This window comes from Rhodococcus sp. BH4 (genome assembly GCF_002079265.1).
GTDB lineage: Bacteria > Actinomycetota > Actinomycetes > Mycobacteriales > Mycobacteriaceae > Rhodococcus_F > Rhodococcus_F qingshengii.
In genome coordinates this window covers 4,157,997-4,177,822 of record NZ_CP014941.1, presented here as the reverse complement: position 1 = coordinate 4,177,822, position 19,826 = coordinate 4,157,997, and the positions used below count along the sequence as shown (strand labels likewise).

Here is a 19,826-nt window from a genome sequence, read left to right as displayed (position 1 = left end):
ACGACGGCACCATCGACGCTAGCAGCGGGGTCTGCAGGTTCGCGACTGGTTTTTCGCCGGCCGTTCTCGTTCGGTTATGCCTGGTAGACGGGGTTCTCCGCAACAAACTTCTCGACGTACGAGCACGTCGGAAGGATCTTCAATCCCTCGTTCCGGGTCTGATCGAGCGCTTCACGCACCACGATGGCGGCAAGCCCGCGCCCACGAAACTGCGGATAGGTCACCGTGTGGTGGAAATCACGGACGCCGGAATGGTCCGAGTACTCGGCGAAACCGGCGAGTTCGCCGTCGACTCGGATCTCGAAACGCGTTTCCGCGGGATTGTGCGCCACTGTCTCGGTCATCTTCGGGCTCCGTTTCGAAAGGGCGGCCGGTTGCGCCGCGCCGCGTCTACGTTCTCTGGAGCACGCTACCTGGCAGGCCGTCCGCAATATCGGTTGCCGACGTGGGATCCGTTACTTAGCGCAACTACAACTGGACGACCGTTCAAGGGACCTTCGTCGCCATGGAGAACGAACAAAACTGGTCTGTACGTGCCGATTTGCCCGTACTTTTGTGCCCACAACGGGTGATACATATGCATCACGATCGTAACTATCCCAATATGTGGGATCGGTCACAAAGTTTTTTGTCGTCTGTTCGGATGGATTAAGTGGAGGGCCTGAAACGGGCAAATTGCAGGTCAGCGGCGCGCTGGTTGCGTGTCGATGATGGGTGCGAGTGGCCGGAAACCCCAGGGGTATTGCGTTGGTCATCAGATCGTTTCTCGGACGTGATCCCAAAGACCCGCTCGGGGGGTTAGCGTTTGAATCGTCGGGGATAGAAGAAGCGTTACAACTTCGCCAAAAAACTTTGGCGTCGCTGCTCAACGGTTCGATTTCGAGTCTTCGTCGGACAACTTCGAGGAAGGAACGCACATGATTTTCGGGCAGCGTGAGTCGAACAGTTACTTTGCCGCAATTTTTTCGTACGACTTCCTTGACGAAGGTCTGGGATACGAGACCATCGCACGGATTCACCGAGGCGAGATCTGCGAATGGATTCGTGATCTCGAGGCTTCCGGGTTGTTCTCGGCTGCGGAAGTCCATGCCGCTGAACTGGCATGGCGCGAAAATCCACGCCTGCTCCTCGACGCCCTTCTCGAGGACGCTGACGAGGTCTCTGTCAAGCGCTGGGAGATCGCGTGGACGAGGCTCGAGCGTCAGTCGCCGGCAGCCGGAACCGCGGTGGCAGAGCACGGCTGATCCGGTCGGGCCGAGTCGACTGCTCAGTCTGCGTCAAGATCAACCGTCTGCGTTACATCAACGGTCGACGAGTATCACCTCGTAATCGGTGAGCACGGTGAATTGCGCGCCCGCCGTGGTCAGGGCCGCAACCGTCCGCGCAGTCACCTGTGGATCTTCGAGTAGCGAATCGCCGCCGTGCGGCACTATCGCGAAGTCGATCAGCGCGAGCCCGGACCAGATCGGGTCGATACCACACGTTGGCATGACTTCAGCGGGGTCGTCCGACGCGTCCAGCCCGATCAGAGTCGGAGTCGCCAGGCACGCTCCGGCGCTGTATCCCGCATAGGCCACGACGCCTGAACGAACCAGCATCTCGATGACCCTGTCAGCGCCACTTCGAGCTAGCTGAGCTCGCAGGACGAACGTGTTTCCGCCGCGAACCCACAGGCAGTCGAATTCGCGGAGCCGGAGTTCCAGTGCTTCCGATGCACCCAGGAAGTCTCGGACATCCACTTCCTCGGCGGTAAAGCCCGCTGCCCGTAGCGGAGTCAATTCGCTGGTGACTGCTGAACTGCGGGCATTGGCGGGCCACGAATCTGCAGCCGCGGCGATGACCGCGATGCGAGCGCCGCGGCCTACGAGATCGACAAAAGCCTCGCGGTGATCGCCGAATCGGTAGGACGAGAGAAACAGTTTCACTTCTCAGTACCTTCGCGACCTACCCACCCAGCCCTCAAATCGTGAACGCCAGATTGTCGACGACGCGTGTGCCCACCGTGGTGTCACCGCGAAGCGAGATGTCGGTTCGGTGATCCGACGCGTGGACGCGGCCACCGGCAATTCGGGTGAAGAGCGGTGAGCTCATCGAGATGGTCGTGGTCGCCGGACCGTCCAGCTCCGGGACGAGTGTTGCTCGCGCGTCGACCGAGACGTGAAGTGAACGGGCAAGTGGCCCTTCGAGTTCGAAAGTGATCCGTGCTCCCTCTGGCGCCTTTCCTCGTTTTCCGACGACGAATCCAAGCGCGCTGGTGATTTCGCCGAATGCAGTCTCCGCGCGCAATCCGCCTTCCTCACCCGGAATGCCAACTGCATCTCTGATGTCGAGTTCGTGCATCCAACAGTCGAAGGTCCGAATACGCATGAACCGGCCATAGGGCGCAAGACCGACCGGTGTTTGTGTCTCGGCGTCCCAGTCCGCGCTGGTCATCGAGCGCAGCGCTTCGGTTCGTTCGGCGGTGATCTCGCGATATCGGGTCAGCAGGTCCGAGTGCGGTGTCCGCCGCAGGCCTTCGACCCAGCGCTCGTTGAACGCCGCAATCTCGTTGTGGACGTGGGGCAATGCGTGCACGTCCAGATTGATCGACGGCGGATTGATGCCCGAGAGCAGTGATTCCGTACCGATCAGATGGGACACGATGTCGTGAACCGTCCACCCCGGAAGGTTCGACGGTGCCAACCACTGATCGCCGTCGAGTTCGGCCAGCAGTGCGTCGATGACTCTCCATTCCTCGGTCAATGCGTCGACTACTGAGTCCTGGGGCCAACCACTCATGTGGACATCTCCTGTTTCGGACGGTGCGGTTCTCCTCACTGTATGTCCCGGCGGATAAGTGAGCGGGCATTCCCATGCTTCGAGTCGGTGTCGCCAAACCTCCGAGGGTGGCAGAGTTCCTGTGGTAGACCAGGATTGTCGACGCCGAATCAGGCTCACGCGGCGTTGTCGTCACCGACAGAGGAGTCTTCGTGTTTCCAGGAAATTTTGTCCAGTCCACACCGGACAAGCCCGCCGTCATTCGCCCTGCGACGGGTGAGTCCATCACCTATCGGGAACTCGACGAACGGTCGACGCAGTTGGCGCGATACTTCCGAAGTGTCGGTGCCAAGCCTGGGGACCACGTCGCTCTCATCTCGAACAACGATCTCCGGGCGTTCGAGGTGTACTGGGCAGCGTTGAGATCCGGCCTCTACATCACCGCGGTGAACTGGTATCTCACGGCTGCGGAGGCTGCCTACATCGTCGACGACTGCGAGGCGACAATTCTGGTGGCGTCGGGGCAGGCGTCCGCAGCAGTTCCGTTGGACGAGAAGCTGATTCCACGCGTGCGGCACCGATTGGTGTACGGCGGCGCCCTCGAGGGCTTCGACGACTACGAAGACGCGGTCGATGCGCAGTCCACTGCTCCACTCGACTCGCAGCCGCGTGGGGCTGACATGCTGTATTCGTCGGGAACGACCGGCAGGCCGAAGGGGATCAAAGGAGATCTCCCGGAGGGTGAGGTGAACACCACCATGGATCCGTACACCGCGGTGTTCGCACCGATGTACGGGTTCGATTCCGACACAGTCTATTTGTGCCCGGCTCCGGTCTATCACGCGGCGCCCCTGCGTTTTTGCGGCGTGATCAATTCGGTCGGCGGAACCGTGATCTTGATGGATGCATTCGAAGCCGAAACCGCGCTGGAGTTGATCGGTAAATACGCTGTGACGCACAGTCAGTGGGTACCGACGATGTTCGTTCGAATGTTGAAACTTCCGAAGGAGACCCGTGATCGTTACGACGTCTCGACGGTGAAGGTCGCCATTCACGCTGCTGCTCCCTGCCCGCCCGAAGTGAAGACGGCAATGATCGACTGGTGGGGGCCGGTGATCTACGAGTACTACGCCTCGACCGAGGGTTCGGGCGCTACCTTCATCAACAGTGAGCAGGCCTTGTCGCATCCGGGTTCCGTCGGGCGTGACGGAGTGATGGGGATCGTGCACATCTGTGACGACGCCGGGCGCGATCTTCCGGTCGGCGAGATCGGTACCGTGTTCTGGGAGCGGGAGACTTTGCCGTTCCGGTATCACAATGATCCCGAGAAAACGGCTGCCGCGCAGCATCCGGATCATCCGACGTGGACGACGAGTGGAGATATCGGCTATATCGACTCCGAGCGTTTCCTTTATCTGACCGACCGCGCCGCGTTCACGATTATCTCCGGTGGTGTGAATATCTACCCACAGGAGTCCGAGAACATCCTTACTTTGCACCCGAAGGTGTTCGACGTGGCGGTCATCGGTGTTCCCGACGAGGAAATGGGTGAGCAGGTCAAGGCGGTTGTCCAACTAGCGGAGGGAATCGAGCCTGGTGCCCATGTCGCCGAGGAATTGCTGGAATACGTTCGCAGTCAGGTCGCACATTTCAAAGCTCCGAGAAGCATTGACTTTGCCGACGAATTGCCTAGGACCGCTACAGGAAAGCTCGTCAAGCACAAGTTGCGGTCTCAATATGTGAGCAATTGATGCTCTAGTGAAATACTAGGACATCAGAGTAATTCTGCGAGATAGTCGGCAAGGACCTGCGCGTGACCGTACGGCAGGTCCTTGCTTGCTGTCAGTAGAACAACGGGTCGAGCATCCGAGGACGGTGCGAGGCGTACTGCAGGTTTTCGCGTTTGAGGCCGCGTGGCCGGAGTCGGTCTACGCGGAGTCGGACGGCGTTACATTCGGAAGCCGGTTCGTAAACTCGCTCGACGGTGATTATTCGGCGCGTCATTCTGATGCCTTTACGTCTTTCGGCCGTTTCAAATAGTGGAATAGTCCGCCATTCCGGTGTGATCGGCCTCACAGTAGGCTTCTTCAGGTATGTCCAAACATACTGTTCGGACTCGATTCAGATGGAGAAAGTGCGTCGTCGGTTTCCCTACGCCGCGTTAACTCTGGCTACTATCAGTCACCATTCACCCAAAAGCGGGTCATCTTCCGCTCATCACATGCTGGTTGCCGCTCGTCGCAGCAGGCGAACCACCAACCGCAGAAGGTAATGGAAAATGGAAACATCGAAGAGCGCACAAGTGCGTCCGTCGGTCGGCGTCCCTCGAGAATCGAGTGATGGTGAGCGTCGGGTCGCATTGGTGCCGAAAATTGTGTCCGCTTTGATCGGCAAGGGTGTCGACGTGGTCGTCGAGTCCGGGGCCGGTCTCGGGGCGTTGATTCCCGACGAGTTGTACACCGCTGCCGGCGCGAAGATCGGCGATCCGTGGACTGCTGACGTGGTGGTCAAGGTTGCGCCTCCGTCGACAGAAGAGATCGCCCGGATCAGTACCGGCGCGAAGCTCATCGGTTTCCTGAATCCGCGTAATGCGGACAACCGCATCGCCGAGTTGAAGGCCGCCGGCATCGAGGGATACGCCGTGGAGGCGATTCCTCGTATCTCCCGCGCGCAGGTGATGGACGCGTTGTCCTCGCAGGCGAACGTGTCCGGGTACAAGGCTGTTCTGTTGGCAGCATCGGAGTCGACGCGGTTCTTCCCGATGCTCACCACCGCTGCGGGCACGGTGAAGCCTGCGACGGTTCTGGTCCTCGGAGTGGGTGTGGCAGGTCTGCAGGCGCTGGCGACAGCCAAGCGTCTCGGTGGCCGCGCTACCGGGTACGACGTGCGTCCTGAGGTCGCCGACCAGGTGCGTTCGGTGGGTGCACAGTGGCTCGACCTGGGAATCGATGCGGCGGGCGAGGGTGGATACGCCCGCGAGTTGACCGACGACGAGCGAGCGAAGCAGCAGCAGGCACTCGAAGATGCGATCAAGGGCTTCGACGTTGTGATCACCACAGCTCTGGTTCCGGGTCGTCCCGCGCCGCGCCTGGTGACCGCTGCCGCGGTCGAAGGCATGAAGCCGGGCAGTGTGGTGGTCGACCTCGCGGGTGAAACCGGTGGTAACTGCGAGCTGACCGAGCCGGGTCAAACCGTCGTCAAGCACGGCGTGACCATCTGCTCTCCGTTGAATTTGCCGGCGTCCATGCCGGAGCATGCGTCCGAGTTGTACTCGAAGAACATTTCCGCGCTGATCGAACTCATGTTGGTGGAAGGCGCCTTGGCGCCTGATTTCTCCGACGAGGTTCTGGCCGGTGCGTGCGTCACCCGTGAAGAGAAGGGCGCCTGATGTACACATCACTGCTGGCGAACATCGCGATCCTGGTGTTGTCCGGGTTCGTCGGTTTCGCTGTGATCTCCAAAGTTCCGAACACCCTGCACACCCCGTTGATGTCCGGTACGAACGCCATCCACGGCATCGTCGTCCTGGGTGCGTTGGTTGTCCTTGGCAAGGTGCACGATCCCTCGATCGGGTTGCAGATCATCTTGTTCGTAGCGCTCGTCTTCGGAACCGTGAACGTTGTCGGTGGTTTTGTGGTCACGGACCGCATGCTGGCGATGTTCAAGGCCAAGCCGGCCGCCAAGTCTGTGTCGAAGGATGGTGACCAGTAATGGAATACCTGGTCAATGCGCTCTACATTGTCGCGTTCTCGATGTTCATCTACGGCCTCATGGGTCTTACCGGCCCGAAGACCGCAGTCCGCGGCAACCAGATCGCCGCGGTCGGCATGCTCATCGCCGTCGTTGCAACTCTGATCTCCATTCGTGATGCGGAGATGGGGAACTGGATCCTCATCGCTGCCGGCCTTGTCATCGGTGTCGTGCTCGGCGTTCCGCCGGCGCTCCGGACGAAGATGACGGCCATGCCGCAGTTGGTGGCACTGTTCAACGGTGTCGGCGGCGGCACGGTCGCGTTGATCGCGTACGCGGAGTTCCTGGACTCGGACGGTTTCACCGCATTCCAGCACGGCGAGTCTCCGACGGTACACATCGTCATCGCGTCGCTCTTTGCCGCGGTGATCGGATCGATCTCCTTCTGGGGCAGCGTGATCGCGTTCCTGAAGCTGCAGGAAACTCTGCCTGGTCGTCCGATCGGAATCGGTAAGCTCCAGCAGCCGCTCAATGCTCTGCTGCTCATTGCCGCCGTCGCGTTCTCGGTGATCATCGGTATCAAGGCGATCTCACCGGAAGGCCCGACCAGCTCACTGTGGATCGTCGGCGTGCTCGTGCTCTCGGGCATCCTCGGACTGATGGTCGTGCTGCCCATCGGCGGCGCGGACATGCCCGTCGTCATCTCGCTGCTCAACGCTCTGACCGGTTTGTCAGCTGCTGCTGCAGGTTTGGCGCTCAACAACCAGGCGATGATCGTCGCCGGCATGATCGTGGGTGCTTCGGGCACCATCTTGACCAACCTCATGGCCAAGGCCATGAACCGGTCCATCCCGGCCATCGTTGCCGGCGGCTTCGGTGGTGGTGGCGGTGAAGCCGCATCCTCCGACGGTGTCGTGCGCACGGCAAAGGCGACCTCGGCCGCCGACGCGGCCATCCAGATGGCCTACGCCAACCAGGTCATCGTCGTACCCGGATACGGACTTGCCGTCGCGCAGGCTCAGCATGCCGTCAAGGACATGGCGAAATTGCTCGAGTCGAAGGGTGTCGAGGTCAAGTACGCCATTCACCCGGTCGCCGGCCGTATGCCTGGTCACATGAACGTTCTTCTCGCAGAGGCGGATGTCTCGTACGACGCGATGAAGGAGATGGACGATATCAACGACGAGTTCTCTCGTACCGATGTCACCTTGGTGATCGGTGCGAACGACGTCACCAACCCGGCGGCGCGCAACGATCCGAGCTCACCGATCCACGGAATGCCGATCCTCAACGTCGACCAGTCGAAGTCGGTCATCGTGCTCAAGCGTTCGATGAACTCCGGTTTCGCCGGTATCGAGAACCCGCTCTTCTTCGCCGAGGGCACTTCGATGCTCTTCGGTGACGCCAAGAAGTCGGTCTCCGAAGTAACCGAGGAGCTCAAGGCGCTCTAGCGCTGGTACTCGGAAGGGGCGTCCACTCGCAGCTGCGAGTGGACGCCTTTTTTCGTGGCCGTGTGTTGCAAAGATGTCGTGTGTTGCAACGACTTCTTGTGCTGAAACGACAAAGGCGCCTGGTCCGAGACGAAACTCGGAACAGGCGCCTCTGGCGACGTTTTACGGAACCTCGGGGGTTTCGGGGTCGGAAGAGAAGCCGGAAAGTAGTTCGATCAACTTCTGGATCAGTTCGAGCGGGTTCAGATCTTCGAGGCTCACGGTAAAGACTCCTTCGCTGTGGAACTACTTGATTCGGACATTTCAGAACATACGTCATGTCCAACCGTGGCGGGAGAGCTATCGGCGAAAATCTCTGAATCCCAAAGATTTAGGACTAAAGTCGGATGCTCCGGTGCCTGGAGAACGCGATGGCTGCCGTATCTGGGCGCAGCTCTTCACGTTTCGCGGCGATGGGCGATCGTGCCATCAAAATGGCTGCGGCACAGGCCCATACCAGGGTGATCAGAATGCCAGCTATCACTCCGAAAAGGCCGCTCAGCTCGGCGGCGAGCGCGCTGGCACCGATCGCAGCAACTCCGACGAATCCGAGCCCGGCGACCACCGGACGCCACTGCGGGGCGGAGATCAAGATCGCCGAGCAGTACAGCGCGGTCGCCGCTGCGACGTGACCGCTGGGCAATAGGTCCTGGGGAACATCGGGGAGCCAGGAACCGAATGCCGCGTTGGTGAGATTGGCGCCCATTCCGAGGAGCAGGATCGCGCCGATGCCGTATGGCAGTCCGCGGACCATCGAGACGACGGCCAGAGCGGTAGTGGCTGCGAGTACAGCGGTGACGTCGAATCGGCCTACCGTCCACTCGGCAAGTGCGCGCACCTGTTCCGGGACGCTCAAACCGGGCGAGGTGGGTCGCACGAAGTACAAGACGCCCAGCGCTACGACGGCGATCGCGGCAAGGACGAGGAAGCGAGTGGTTGTGGAGGGAGCGGGGTGCTGGGTGGAGGTCGAGACGGTCACGAGTACCAGCATCCCTGTTGAGTCTGTGCCGATCGTGAGGATCAGCTGTGAGGTCTGTAGGCGGTCGGAGAATCGCGCCGAACGACACCCGCACAACCCGCTGCGACCAGGACGCATGCAAACGGGATCAACATTGCTGTGGTGAGAGGCACAAGCTTGGTGACCCAGCCGATGGTTGCCGGACCGGCGAGGAATCCGATGTATCCCATGCCGACGACGCGAGACATGTTGGTGCCGGCCGAACCTGAGCCCAGATTTCCGGCCGTGGTGAAGATCTGCGGAATGCATCCCGACAGGCCGGCGCCGAACAGGGCCCAACCGAGCAACGTCAGTGGTAGCCAGCCGGATACCACGACGGTCAGCATTCCGATGGACGAAAGCAACGCACCGTAGCGAACCACTGCCACCGGGCCTACCGCCGCGCTGATCCGATCCGCGGTGAACCGGCCGACGGTCATCATGGCGGAGAATGCGCCGAACGACAGTGCGGCAACGGCATTCGAAACACCGAGATCTTCCTTGACCTGCAGCGCGCTCCAGTCGTTTGCCACTCCCTCGGCCAGCATCAGAACAAAGGCGAGGGTTCCGAGGGCAAGTACGCGAGCCGAGAATCTGCCGTGTGTCTTTCCGGTAGTCGACCCGGTTTCGGCATGCACGTCGACGTGAGGGAGAAGGGGTCGCGAGCACAACCAGACTGCCAGCAAGCCGATTGCCGACGCGATGCTGAGCGTGACGTACGGCGGAAGATCCAGTGCGAGAGTGCCGAATCCGATGACAGAGCCCAATACGCCACCGACCGAGAACATGCCGTGAAAGGCCGCCATGATCGGGCGCCGGTACAGCTGTTCGGCCTCGACGGCCTGCGAGTTCATCGACACGTCCAATGCACCATTCGCAAACCCGAATACGACAAGTGCAGCGCCCAGTTGCCAGGTGTTCGTGGCAAACCCCGGGCCGAGAGTGGCGAATGCCAGCCCGCTACCCGCCAGGACGACCATGCGTCTGCTGCCGTATCGATCTGCGAGCGGACCGCTCAATTGCATACCGGCAATGGCTCCGACAGCAAGAAGGAGAAGCAGTGAGCCGAGCGTCGAGTGACTGATCCCCACTCGGTGTTCGATGGACGGGATGTGGACGACCCACATCGCGAGGAGAAATCCGTTGATGCCGAAAATGCCGAAGATGCCGGCGCGGGCGCGCACCAGGGCGGAGGTGGGGACTGCGCGGTCGGTGGGGTTGACGCTCACTCGTTCCTTTCTACAGGTGAGTCAGCAACAGGTCCGGGTTCGCGAGCATCTCTGCGACAAATGAGAGGAATCTCGCGGCCTGCTCACCGGTCAGCACGCGGTGGTCGAACGTCAACGTCAGTGTCACGACGCTCCGCACTTCGATCTTGCGCTCGATCACCCACGGACGCTCGCTCACCGAGCCCAGACAGAGAATGGCGGCTTCTCCCGGATTGAGAAGCGGAATGCCGCCGTCGACGCCGAAGACTCCGACATTGGTGATCGTGACGGTGCCACCGGTCAGGTGATGGACGTCCGTCTTTCCCTCACGGGCAGCGACGGTCAGTTCGGTCACCGCGCGTGCGAGCTGGACCAGGCTCAGGGTCTGGGCGCTCTTGATGTTGGGCACGGACAGTCCACGTTCGGAGGCGACGGCGATGCCGAGATTCACGTGATCGTCGATGACGGCGTCGCCGCGGGCCTCGTCCCAATGCGCGTTCACCATCGGGTGCGAGGCGATGGCGGCCACCATTGCCTTGGCAGCGAGAGTCAGCGGAGTGAGGGACAGTCCGGTGAACGCCTCCGAGGAACGGAGCCTGCCGAGCAGTTCCATCGAAGGCGTGACATCAGCGGTGAGGAAGACGCTGGCCTGCGGAGCGCGGGTGCTGGCAACCATCGCCGACGCCATCTGTTTTCGTATGCCGGACGGGGCCAGGCGTGTCGCGTTATCCGAAGGCGCCTGCACGGTAAGCGCGTCTGCGACGTCAGCCGCGGTGACGGCACCGTCGAATCCGCTGCCGGTGATTTCGCTCAGATCGATGCCGGCTTCGCGGGCCGCGCGCCGCGCCGCGGGGGTTGCGGGCCGTCGCTCGGTACTCGCCGCGGATTGCGAGTCCGGCGTGATCCTGCTCCGTCGTCGGCTCGGTCTCTCGGCCGCGGGTCCGTACCCGACCAGCACACTCGGAGACTGCGAATCACTTGGAGACGGTGAATCTGAAGACTCCTCGATACGGATGATCGGAGTACCCACCGGAACGGTAGTGCCAGGTTCGACGAGGAGTTCTCTGACAACGCCGACGTAGGGCGACGGCAGTTCGACAAGAGCTTTGGCTGTCTCTACCTGGGCGAGAACTTGATTGAGTTCCACCGTGTCACCGACGCCGACCGTCCACTCGACCAGATCGGCGGACGTCAGGCCCTCGCCGAGATCCGGTAACCGGAATTCGTGCGCCGTGCTCATGCTGCCAGCGTTCGATCGAGCGCCGCGAGGATCCGGTCGGCGTCCGGAAGGTGAAATCGCTCGAGCTTGGCGGGCGGGTAGGGGATGTCGAATCCGGTGACCCGCAGGATCGGTGACTCCAGCTGATAGAAGCAGTGTTCCGCGACGTGTGCTGCGATTTCGGCGCCGACACCGAGAAACTTCTGCGCCTCATGAACGACGACAAGCCGGCCTGTCTTGTTCACCGAAGCCTCGATCGTGTCGAAGTCGATGGGGGAGAGTGAACGCAGATCCACGACCTCCAGATCGTGACCTTCTTCTTCGGCAATCCGCGCGGCGTCGAGCGCGGTGGCGACCATGGATCCGTACGCAACCACTGTCGCGTCGTTCCCCGAGCGGGCGACGCGGGCACGGTGGAGCGGAAGCTCGGGCGCGGCATCGGTATTCACGTCGGCGGTATCCCAGTAGCGCCGTTTGGGTTCGAGGAATATCACCGGGTCGTCGGCCGCAATGGATTGGCGGATCATGTGAAAACCGTCGATCGGATTGCTCGGGTACACCACCCGCAGTCCCGCGGTGTGAGCGAAGTACGCTTCGGGCGACTCCGAATGATGTTCCACCGCACCGATTCCGCCGCCACTGGGAATCCGAATCGTCAGTGGCGCAGAGGCAGCGCCTCGGGTGCGGTACTGGATCTTGGCCACCTGCGAGACGATCTGATCGAAAGCCGGGTAGACAAACCCGTCGAATTGAATTTCGCAGACAGGCCGATACCCGCGCAAGGCAAGCCCGAAAGCTGTTCCCACGATCCCTGATTCGGCGAGGGGCATGTCGATCACCCGAGTGTCGCCGAAGTCCTTCTGCAGGGCGTCGGTAACCCGGAATACGCCGCCGAGACGGCCGACGTCCTCGCCCATGATGACAACGCGACGATCGTCTTCGAGTGCGCGTCGAAGGCCGGTGTTGAGCGCGGTCACCAGATTCATGACGGTCATGACGAAGCCCCTTCCAGGCTACGGAGATACGCGCGATGCTCTTCGCGTTCAGCGTCGATCAGTGGGTGTGCCTCGGCGTAGACGTGATCGAAGAGCGCTGACGGGGGCGGATCGGCGAGCGCGATGGTTGCGCGTCGCAGTCCAGCGGCGACGTCGTCGGCGGCTGCCGCGATGGTGCTGAGTTCGTTTTCTCCGAGAAGATCGCGACGGCCGAGGAGCAGACGCATTCGCTCGAGCGGATCGCGGCTTCTCCACTCCGACATATCCGTATCGGTGCGGTACCTGCTCGGATCGTCGGAGGTCGTGTGCGGGCCCATTCTGCAGGTGATCGCCTCGATGAACGTCGGGCCGCTGCCTTCGCGTGCGCGATTGAGCGCCGAGCGCGTCACGGCGAGCACGGCAAGGACGTCGTTACCGTCGACGCGGATCGCGGGGATGCCGTAACCGATTGCCCGATGTGAGATGGGCGTGCGTGACTGGAGGGATACCGGTTCACTGATTGCCCACTGGTTGTTCTGGCAGAAGAAGACAACGCCGACACGGAAACTGGCGGCAAATCCCATCGCCTCGGCGATGTCGCCCTGACTTGTGGCGCCGTCGCCGAAGTACGCGATCGTTGCGATCTCGGCGCCGTCCAGGTGTGCGCCGAGTGCGTATCCGGTGGCGTGCAGCCCTTGGGAGCCGACGACGATCGCCGGATTGGTGACGTTGAATTGTTCTGGATCCCAACCGGAATGGGAGATTCCTCGCCACATGGTGGTCAGCAATTCGGGGGGAACACCCCGGCAGTACGCGACGGCATGTTCGCGGTAGCTGGTGAACGCGAAGTCGTCTGGGGCGAGCGCTCTCGCGGAACCGACCTGGGCGGCTTCTTGGCCTAGCATCGGAGCCCACAAACCGATTTCGCCTTGACGCTGCAGGGCAACAGCTTCGGTGTCGATTCGGCGACTCACGACGAGATCGCGATACAACGACAGCAGTTCGTCAGGCCCGATGTCTGTTATCAGGCGGTCGAATTCGGGACGGCACACTCGTGCGCCGTTCGGTTGGATGAGTTGGACCGGATAATCGAGGTTGTCGATCATCTTCGCTCACCTCGGTTTCTGCTCATGCCCGGCGCGCCTCGTGAGTACGCCGCACAATCCCGATGTGTTGTATGCAGTTGTCGCTCTACCATCAGGATCCCCCTGATTGGGAAATCCGCAAGTATTTTCACTGCCGTATCAAGACCTGAACTGCGAACTGGCGAGTAACAAACGTGTCGGTACGGCCAACCGATCGGACTTCAACCGCTAGCATCGGTGCGGTGACTGCAGTCGGTTTGAACGAAGAAGCTGTTTCCGCGTGGATCGCCGAACTGGGGGTCGGCGCCACGACACCACTGACTTTCGAGAGGATCGGTAACGGGCAATCGAACCTGACCTACTCCGTGACGGATGCGGGCGGAGGACGGTGGGTACTGCGCAGACCTCCACTCGGCACGTTGTTGGCTTCCGCGCACGACGTCGTTCGCGAGCACCGCATCCTGTCCTCGCTCCAGGGAACCAAAGTGCCGGTTCCGAAGATCCTCGGCATCACGGAAGATACGGAGATCACGGACGCTCCGCTGGTCCTCATGAGCTACATCGACGGCGTTGTGATCGACGGCGTTCCGGTGGCTCAGAAGTTGACCGAGGACGAGCGTCGCGCGGTCGGCTTGGCGATGCCCAAAACCCTCGCCAGCATCCACGGAGTTGACCTGGAAGAGACCGGGCTGGACGACCTGGCCAGCCGCAAGCCCTTTGCCGAGCGTCAGCTCAAGCGGTGGTCGGCGCAGTGGGAGAAGTCGAAGACCCGCGATGTTCCGGATGTCGACCGATTGGCCGAGATTCTGCACCGAAACATTCCGGAACAGAACGAAGTGACGTTGGTTCACGGCGACTTCCACCTCAACAACGTCATCACCGATCCGGCCGAGGGGCGCATCGTTGCCGTCGTCGACTGGGAGCTGTGCACGTTGGGGGAGCCGCTCGCGGACCTCGGTGCGCTACTCGCGTACTGGCCGGAAGCCGGTGACAAGGTTGCCGGTCCGTTCATGGCGTCCACGCTGGAAGGCTTCCCGAACCGTGACGAGCTGGTCGCTGCCTACGTCGAGGCGACTGGCCGCGACGTGTCAGCGGTCGGATACTGGCACGTACTCGCTCTGTGGAAGCTCTCGATCATCGCGGAGGGCGTGCTGCGACGCATCCTCGACGATCCGCGCAACAAGGCCGAGCACGGCGGCCCGACCGTCGCGCTGATCGACGGAATCGTTGCACGCGCCGTCTTGACGGCAGATCAGCTCGGCCTGAGCTAGTTTTCGGTCAAGGTCCCGGCTGCCGATCTGATGGCCGCCGGGATCTCCACCGGCTTACGGGTGTCGGCGTCGACGTAGACGTGCACGAAGCGCCCGGTCGCGGCAGGTTCCCAATGGCCGCTTTCGACCTCGTGGAATATCGCCAGCGCGTAGACGATGCTCTTGGTGCCGAGCTTCTCGACGGAGATACCCACCTGCAACTGCTCGGGGAACGACAGCTCGCTCAGGTACCGGCACGACGTCTCGGCGACGACGCCGATGGCAGGCAGGGTGCGGATGTCGGTTCCAGTGGAAGACATCAGCCAGGCGTTGACCGCGGTGTCGAAGTACGAGTAGTAGGTCACGTTGTTGACGTGGCCGTAGTGATCGTTGTCGTCCCACCGCGTCGGGACGGGCCAGAGAACGGGAAACTCGCTGATCGACGGGGGCGTCTGCGCTGTGCTCACGGCTTCGACTGTAGTGAGGACTTTCGCGAGAGTGAGGGCAGGGTGGTGCCCTGTAGGACTGCACGCACGATCAGCCCCACCAACAGTGCCCAGAATGCCGAACCGATTCCCAGGATACTGACCCCGGATGCGGCGATCAGAAACGTGACCACGGCGCCTTCACGTTCACTCGCCTCGCTCAGCGCCGACGTGAGGGCGCCGGCAAGCGTTGCCAGGAGCGCCAGTCCGGCAACAGTTTCCACGACTCCGGCCGGTGCGGCGGCTACCAGAGCGGCCACCGCGGCCGCGCCGGCAGCGAGAACGAGATACGCCCAGCCTGCGGTGAAGGCAGCGATCCATCGACGTTTGGGATCCGGATGTGCGGTGGGGGCGGCGGCCAGGGCTGCGCTGATCGCCGCGAGGTTGATCGCATGGCCACCGGCCGGTGCGCCGACGATGGTGCCGATACCCGTCACGATCATCGACGGTCGCCAGGGAACGGTGTATCCGAACGAATTCATCACGGCCACACCGGGAATGTTCTGCGAAGCCATCGTGACGATGTAGAGGGGAATCGCAATGCCGATCATTGCCTGCCAGGTCCACGACGGCGCGGTGAGATCGATGCGGGGAATCATGGCGCCGGCGTCGAGCACTCGATCCGACGTGACGAGGCTGATCCCGATCACGACCGCGGCGGTGAGGAACGCGAGCGGAACCGCCCATCGCTTGGAGAAGCGCTGCGCGGCAAGCCAAACCAGGATGACGGGCGCGACCGCTGCGGGGGCGTCCCGGACGGCGATGATCGGCGCCAGGCACAACGGCATCAGAACCCCGGCGAGCATCGCCTGCGCGAGGGGCGTCGGGATTGCCGAGATGATCCTTCCGAGCGTCGGCCACAGTCCGGTCAGAACAATCGCGATTCCGACGACGATGAATGCTCCGACCGCCGCCGGCCACCCACCCTCGACGGCTCCCGCGCCGGCGAGCAGAGCGGCACCGGGCGTCGACCAGGCCAGGGTGATCGGCATCCGATACCGGCGTGAGAGCCAGAGCATTCCCAACGCTTGGGTCACACACAGAACCAGCAGTCCGGACGCCGCCTCGGTTGCGTCCGCACCGACAGCCGCGAGGCCGGTGAGCACCACCGCGAACGAACTGGTGAAGCCGACGAGGGCCGTGACGATGCCTGCGCTCATCGGTTGCGAGTTGCTGCGAACGGCTTCCGGTTCGGTGGTATCTGTGGAGTCCGACATGGTCAGTGATTCTGCCCGACCCGCCCCAGACCCGATTTACCTGTCCGGTCGGATGGGTGAGGTGACCGCTTTGCCGTAGATGAGGTGCGTTTGGGCGTGCCAGACCTCGGGATGTGCGGCGAGGTGGTCGATCAATACCCGTTGTAGATGAGCGCTGTCACGGACCGCGACGTGGAGGAAGAAGTCCTCGGGCCCCGAGACGTTGAAGAGCGCAAGCGTTTCCGGCAGCGCTAGCGCGTCGGCGGTGAACCGGTCGACGAGGTCGCGGCGGTGTGGTCGCAATTGAACGGCGATGATCGCCTGCATCGACCGGCCAACGGCTGCCGGATCGACAACCGCATGGATGCCGCTGATCGTGCCGTTGGCGCGTAGGCGTCGTACGCGCTCGTGGCACGAGGACGTCGCCAAACCGACTCGATCGGCCAACACCTTGTTGGTGATCGACGCGTCGTTCTGCAATTCGGCCAAAATCTTCCAGTCCACCGGATCCAGAGGCTCATTCTTCGTCATCTGCCGAACTATATCCGGAGTCGTTTTGAACTTCCCGGATCCAGTTGCACACTCCTGGCATGAACATGTGCCTCGAATCAGCTCGGGTGTGAGGTATTTCGGATGAGTGTCGGTCAATGGCTCGCTTTCGGCTCCCTGCTATCCATCGTCCTGTTCACGCCGGGACCGGATTTTGTCCTGATCCTGCGTCATTCTCTAGCAGATCGTCGGACCGGCGCGGTGGTGGCCGCCGGTGTGATTTCCGGGCTCTTCGTTCACACCGCTGCCGCGTCACTGGGTCTCTCCGCCCTTGTGGCAACACGGCCGCAGTTGCTCTCTGCGCTCACATACGCCGGGGCGGCATATCTGACCTGGCTCGGCATCTCCGCGATTCGAAGTGCTTTCAAAGCCCGAGCCTCGGACGAGGGAATTCCGGCAGCGAAAGAACCGATCGCGGTCACCACGGCATTTCGCTACGGCTTCCTCTCGAACCTGCTGAATCCGAAGGCGCTGTTGTTCTTTCTCGGGCTACTCCCGCAATTCATCGAGCCGGGTGAAGGCGCAGGGCTGCGGACGTTGATGTTGGCGGGCGCGACGGTGGTCGCCGCGGCACTGTGGTGGGCGATCGTGGTGGTGTTGGCGGCCGGAGCCGGCAAGAAGCTGCGTCGTCCTGGCGTCGGCAAGCGAATCGACGTGGTGACGGGAGTGTTGTTGGTGGGTCTCGGTGCCTTCTTCGGGGTTGCATGAGTGGTCGTGTCAGGATGGGTTCATGACACGTCCCGTGCTGATCGACGTCGAAGAACTGTCCGCTCTCATCGAGGCCGGCGCTGCGCCGCGATTGCTCGATGTCCGATGGGCGCTGGGTGATTCGAACGGCGAGCAGCATTTTCGCGACGGCCATATTCCCGGTGCGGTATTCGTGAACCTCGACGAGGAACTTGCCTCGCCGCCGTCGCCGGGCAAGGGAAGGCATCCGCTGCCGAGTCTCGAAGACCTGCAGGCCGCGGCGCGTCGTTGGGGAATCGACGACGGTGATTCGGTGGTGCTTTACGACGCCACCGGCAACACGGCCTCTGCTCGTGGTTGGTGGCTGCTGCGGTGGGCCGGACTCTCGGATGTCCGACTGCTCGACGGCGGGCTGCAGGCCTGGGAGTCCGCAGGACTGCCGTTGGCGGCCGGTATCGGCGAGTCCGTCAGCCCGGGCGACGTGACTTTCACCGGCGGCAACATGCCGACTGTCGACATCGACGGTGTCGGCAACTGGACGAGCGAGGGCGGTGTCCTTCTCGACGCCCGAGCCGGGGAGCGGTACCGCGGCGAGGTCGAGCCGATGGATCCCGTCGCAGGGCACATCCCCGGTGCGGTGAACGCGCCGACCGCCGAGAACATCACCGGCGACGGGCGATTCCTGGATACGACCCACCTGCGTGAGCGATTCGCCGGACTGGGCGTCGGAGACAAGGTGGCGGTGTACTGCGGATCCGGAGTGACTGCCGCGCACGAGATCGCGGCGCTCGCGATCGCTGGTTACGACGCGACGCTGTTCCCGGGCTCGTGGTCACAGTGGTCCAACGACAGCACTCGCGCCGTCGACACCGGAGCCTGAGTCAGCTCTTGGTGCGATCGATGAATGACGGCACGAGAAACCACAGTGCCGTGAACATGATCGCGGCGCACGCTGCCAAAACCTTTGCGGCAACTCCGCCGACGGCGACCTCGGCGATCAACAGGACCGTGCCGGTCATGGAGGCGGCCAGAAAGGCTATGCCGCACAGGGCGAATCGGTTGGCCACGGGCAATATGTTCTCGCGGTGCCCACGGCGGAAAAGCATGCGATGCCAGACCGCGGGTGCCATCAGGAACCCGAACGAGATGGCAACAAGGATCACCGTCACCAAGTGGATGCCGCGGATGTACGCCGACGCTTCCTCGTAGCGTTCGGTGAATGCCACGGCTAGCAGGAAGGCAAACAGGATCTGCACACCAGAGAGCGCGACGCGCAGCTCTTGCAACAACTCGTTGAAGTTCCGCGCGAGTTGTTGAGGTGGAGTCTCCCCGGTCTCGTTCACGGCGACGTGGTTCCTACGCCCGTGAGTATTCCGACGCTCGCTGGATCTGCTCCGCGCTCGGACGCACACCGGTGTAGAGCACGAACTGCTCGGCGGCCTGAAGGGCAATGACTGACGCTCCTGTGATCGCCGTTTTGCCGAGTTCGGTCGCCAACGCGATCAGTGGCGTCTTCGCAGGCATCGCGACGACGTCGAAGACGACATCGGCTGCGCGCACTGCGTGCTCGGGGAACGACAGTGCATCTGCTTCTGCGCCGCCGGACATACCGATCGGGGTGGCGTTGATCAGCACACCTGGACGAAGCTCACCGAGTTCGGCCTGCCAGTCGAAGCCGTACTGCTTCGCAAGCGATGACCCCACTTGCTGGTTGCGGGCGATCACGGTGACGTCGGTGAATCCGGTGTCGCGCACCGCGGCGACGACTGCTTTTGCCATGCCACCGCTGCCGGCGACAGCGACGGACAGGCTCGTGTCGACGTTGTTGTCACGCAGTAGATCGGCCACCGCCTGATAGTCGGTGTTGTAGGCGTGCAGCACTCCGGACTCGTTGACGATCGTGTTGACGGAGTCGATGGCGCTGGCCGAATCATGCATGACGTCGATGTGCTCGATGACCTGTTCCTTGAACGGCATCGACACCCCGCAGCCTCGAATCCCGAGTGCTCGGATGCCGCCGATCGCGGCTGGCACGTCTTCGGTGGTGAAGGCTTTGTAGACGAAGTTCAGGCCCAATTCCTCGTAGAGGTAATTGTGAAATCTGGTGCCGATGTTGCTCGGTCGCCCGGAGAGCGACATGCACAGGAGCGTGTCCTTGTTGAGGTCGACGGTCATCGTTCCCACTCTAATCGCGAGTTCGGAGTAGTTCTTGATGGAGGAGTGCACCCATCCGGATGGC

The 19,826-nt window shown here is 62.2% G+C and carries 21 protein-coding genes; 8 read left to right on the top strand and 13 right to left on the bottom strand.

All coding sequences use genetic code 11. The annotated features are described in order from the left end of the window. Window positions 1-74: 74 nt before the first annotated feature. Window positions 75-344, bottom strand: a complete 270-nt coding sequence (locus tag A0W34_RS19195; RefSeq protein ID WP_007726096.1) for a GNAT family N-acetyltransferase — start codon at window positions 342-344, stop codon at window positions 75-77. Between the two features lie 573 nt (window positions 345-917). On the opposite strand from A0W34_RS19195, the gene A0W34_RS19190 reads away from it, so the two are divergent. Further along, window positions 918-1,244, top strand: a complete 327-nt coding sequence (locus A0W34_RS19190; protein WP_003941297.1) for a hypothetical protein — start codon at window positions 918-920, stop codon at window positions 1,242-1,244. 57 nt (window positions 1,245-1,301) lie between these two features. Here A0W34_RS19190 and A0W34_RS19185 read toward each other — a convergent pair whose 3' ends face one another. Continuing rightward, a complete protein-coding gene (locus A0W34_RS19185) occupies window positions 1,302-1,925 on the bottom strand; it encodes a Type 1 glutamine amidotransferase-like domain-containing protein (RefSeq protein ID WP_081558101.1) in 624 nt (207 codons plus the stop codon). 34 nt (window positions 1,926-1,959) lie between these two features. Beyond that, a complete protein-coding gene (locus tag A0W34_RS19180; protein WP_003941328.1) occupies window positions 1,960-2,778 on the bottom strand; it encodes a maleylpyruvate isomerase family mycothiol-dependent enzyme in 819 nt (272 codons plus the stop codon). Window positions 2,779-2,969: 191 nt separating this feature from the next. Here A0W34_RS19180 and A0W34_RS19175 point away from each other — a divergent pair, with 191 nt between their 5' ends. The 4 genes from A0W34_RS19175 to A0W34_RS19155 all read left to right on the top strand — a co-directional run bounded on the left by A0W34_RS19175 (window position 2,970) and on the right by A0W34_RS19155 (window position 7,898). Next, on the top strand, window positions 2,970-4,508 hold the full coding sequence (locus A0W34_RS19175; protein WP_081558100.1) for an AMP-binding protein: 1,539 nt from the start codon (window positions 2,970-2,972) through the stop codon (window positions 4,506-4,508). Between the two features lie 527 nt (window positions 4,509-5,035). Continuing rightward, window positions 5,036-6,145 carry a Re/Si-specific NAD(P)(+) transhydrogenase subunit alpha gene (locus A0W34_RS19165; protein ID WP_003941381.1) on the top strand — a complete coding sequence of 370 codons (1,110 nt, stop codon included), beginning with the start codon at window positions 5,036-5,038 and terminating at the stop codon, window positions 6,143-6,145. Continuing rightward, the gene (locus tag A0W34_RS19160; protein ID WP_003941319.1) at window positions 6,145-6,468 is read left to right on the top strand and encodes an NAD(P) transhydrogenase subunit alpha; all 324 of its coding nucleotides are present in this window, start codon (window positions 6,145-6,147) and stop codon (window positions 6,466-6,468) included. Before A0W34_RS19165 ends, A0W34_RS19160 begins: the two co-directional genes overlap by 1 nt. Further along, the gene (locus A0W34_RS19155) at window positions 6,468-7,898 is read left to right on the top strand and encodes an NAD(P)(+) transhydrogenase (Re/Si-specific) subunit beta (protein WP_003941368.1); all 1,431 of its coding nucleotides are present in this window, start codon (window positions 6,468-6,470) and stop codon (window positions 7,896-7,898) included. Before A0W34_RS19160 ends, A0W34_RS19155 begins: the two co-directional genes overlap by 1 nt. A 376-nt stretch (window positions 7,899-8,274) precedes the next feature. On the opposite strand, the gene A0W34_RS19150 is transcribed toward A0W34_RS19155, so the two are convergent. The 5 genes from A0W34_RS19150 to pdhA are packed head-to-tail and all read right to left on the bottom strand — an operon-like array spanning window position 8,275 to window position 13,441. Further along, entirely contained in the window at window positions 8,275-8,928 is a 654-nt protein-coding gene (locus A0W34_RS19150; RefSeq protein WP_007726101.1) for a hypothetical protein, read from the bottom strand. 29 nt (window positions 8,929-8,957) lie between these two features. Then, window positions 8,958-10,163, bottom strand: a complete 1,206-nt coding sequence (locus A0W34_RS19145) for an MFS transporter (RefSeq protein WP_081558099.1) — start codon at window positions 10,161-10,163, stop codon at window positions 8,958-8,960. A gap of 10 nt (window positions 10,164-10,173) precedes the next feature. Further along, window positions 10,174-11,382 carry a dihydrolipoamide acetyltransferase family protein gene (locus A0W34_RS19140; RefSeq protein ID WP_081558098.1) on the bottom strand — a complete coding sequence of 403 codons (1,209 nt, stop codon included), beginning with the start codon at window positions 11,380-11,382 and terminating at the stop codon, window positions 10,174-10,176. After that, complete coding sequence (locus A0W34_RS19135) at window positions 11,379-12,356, bottom strand: alpha-ketoacid dehydrogenase subunit beta (protein ID WP_007726108.1); 978 nt, start codon at window positions 12,354-12,356, stop codon at window positions 11,379-11,381. The genes A0W34_RS19140 and A0W34_RS19135 overlap by 4 nt, the downstream gene beginning before the upstream one ends. Continuing rightward, on the bottom strand, window positions 12,353-13,441 hold the full coding sequence (pdhA, locus tag A0W34_RS19130) for a pyruvate dehydrogenase (acetyl-transferring) E1 component subunit alpha (RefSeq protein WP_007726109.1): 1,089 nt from the start codon (window positions 13,439-13,441) through the stop codon (window positions 12,353-12,355). Before pdhA ends, A0W34_RS19135 begins: the two co-directional genes overlap by 4 nt. A gap of 221 nt (window positions 13,442-13,662) precedes the next feature. Between pdhA and A0W34_RS19125 the strand changes: the two genes are divergently transcribed. After that, window positions 13,663-14,691: a phosphotransferase family protein gene (locus tag A0W34_RS19125; protein ID WP_039972642.1), complete on the top strand. Its 1,029-nt coding sequence runs from the start codon at window positions 13,663-13,665 to the stop codon at window positions 14,689-14,691. Here A0W34_RS19125 and A0W34_RS19120 read toward each other — a convergent pair. The 3 genes from A0W34_RS19120 to A0W34_RS19110 are packed head-to-tail and all read right to left on the bottom strand — an operon-like array spanning window position 14,688 to window position 16,882. Further along, window positions 14,688-15,137, bottom strand: a complete 450-nt coding sequence (locus tag A0W34_RS19120; RefSeq protein ID WP_007726113.1) for an acyl-CoA thioesterase — start codon at window positions 15,135-15,137, stop codon at window positions 14,688-14,690. The two genes, A0W34_RS19125 and A0W34_RS19120, sit on opposite strands and share 4 nt — an antisense overlap. Further along, window positions 15,134-16,372, bottom strand: coding sequence for a benzoate/H(+) symporter BenE family transporter (locus tag A0W34_RS19115; protein ID WP_003941402.1), 1,239 nt, complete (start codon window positions 16,370-16,372; stop codon window positions 15,134-15,136). Before A0W34_RS19115 ends, A0W34_RS19120 begins: the two co-directional genes overlap by 4 nt. A gap of 36 nt (window positions 16,373-16,408) precedes the next feature. After that, window positions 16,409-16,882: an Lrp/AsnC family transcriptional regulator gene (locus A0W34_RS19110; RefSeq protein WP_003941284.1), complete on the bottom strand. Its 474-nt coding sequence runs from the start codon at window positions 16,880-16,882 to the stop codon at window positions 16,409-16,411. A 102-nt stretch (window positions 16,883-16,984) separates the two neighbouring features. Between A0W34_RS19110 and A0W34_RS19105 the strand changes: the two genes are divergently transcribed. Both A0W34_RS19105 and A0W34_RS19100 read left to right on the top strand, forming a co-directional pair. Next, window positions 16,985-17,608 (top strand): LysE family translocator, encoded by a 624-nt coding sequence (locus tag A0W34_RS19105; protein WP_003941342.1) that lies wholly within the window; start codon window positions 16,985-16,987, stop codon window positions 17,606-17,608. A 22-nt stretch (window positions 17,609-17,630) separates the two neighbouring features. Continuing rightward, the gene (locus tag A0W34_RS19100; RefSeq protein ID WP_081558097.1) at window positions 17,631-18,467 is read left to right on the top strand and encodes a sulfurtransferase; all 837 of its coding nucleotides are present in this window, start codon (window positions 17,631-17,633) and stop codon (window positions 18,465-18,467) included. A 1-nt stretch (window position 18,468) separates the two neighbouring features. On the opposite strand, the gene A0W34_RS19095 is transcribed toward A0W34_RS19100, so the two are convergent. Next, window positions 18,469-18,930: a DUF6328 family protein gene (locus A0W34_RS19095; RefSeq protein WP_003941357.1), complete on the bottom strand. Its 462-nt coding sequence runs from the start codon at window positions 18,928-18,930 to the stop codon at window positions 18,469-18,471. Between the two features lie 13 nt (window positions 18,931-18,943). After that, entirely contained in the window at window positions 18,944-19,762 is an 819-nt protein-coding gene (locus tag A0W34_RS19090) for a shikimate 5-dehydrogenase (protein WP_081558833.1), read from the bottom strand. Window positions 19,763-19,826 lie beyond the last annotated feature (64 nt).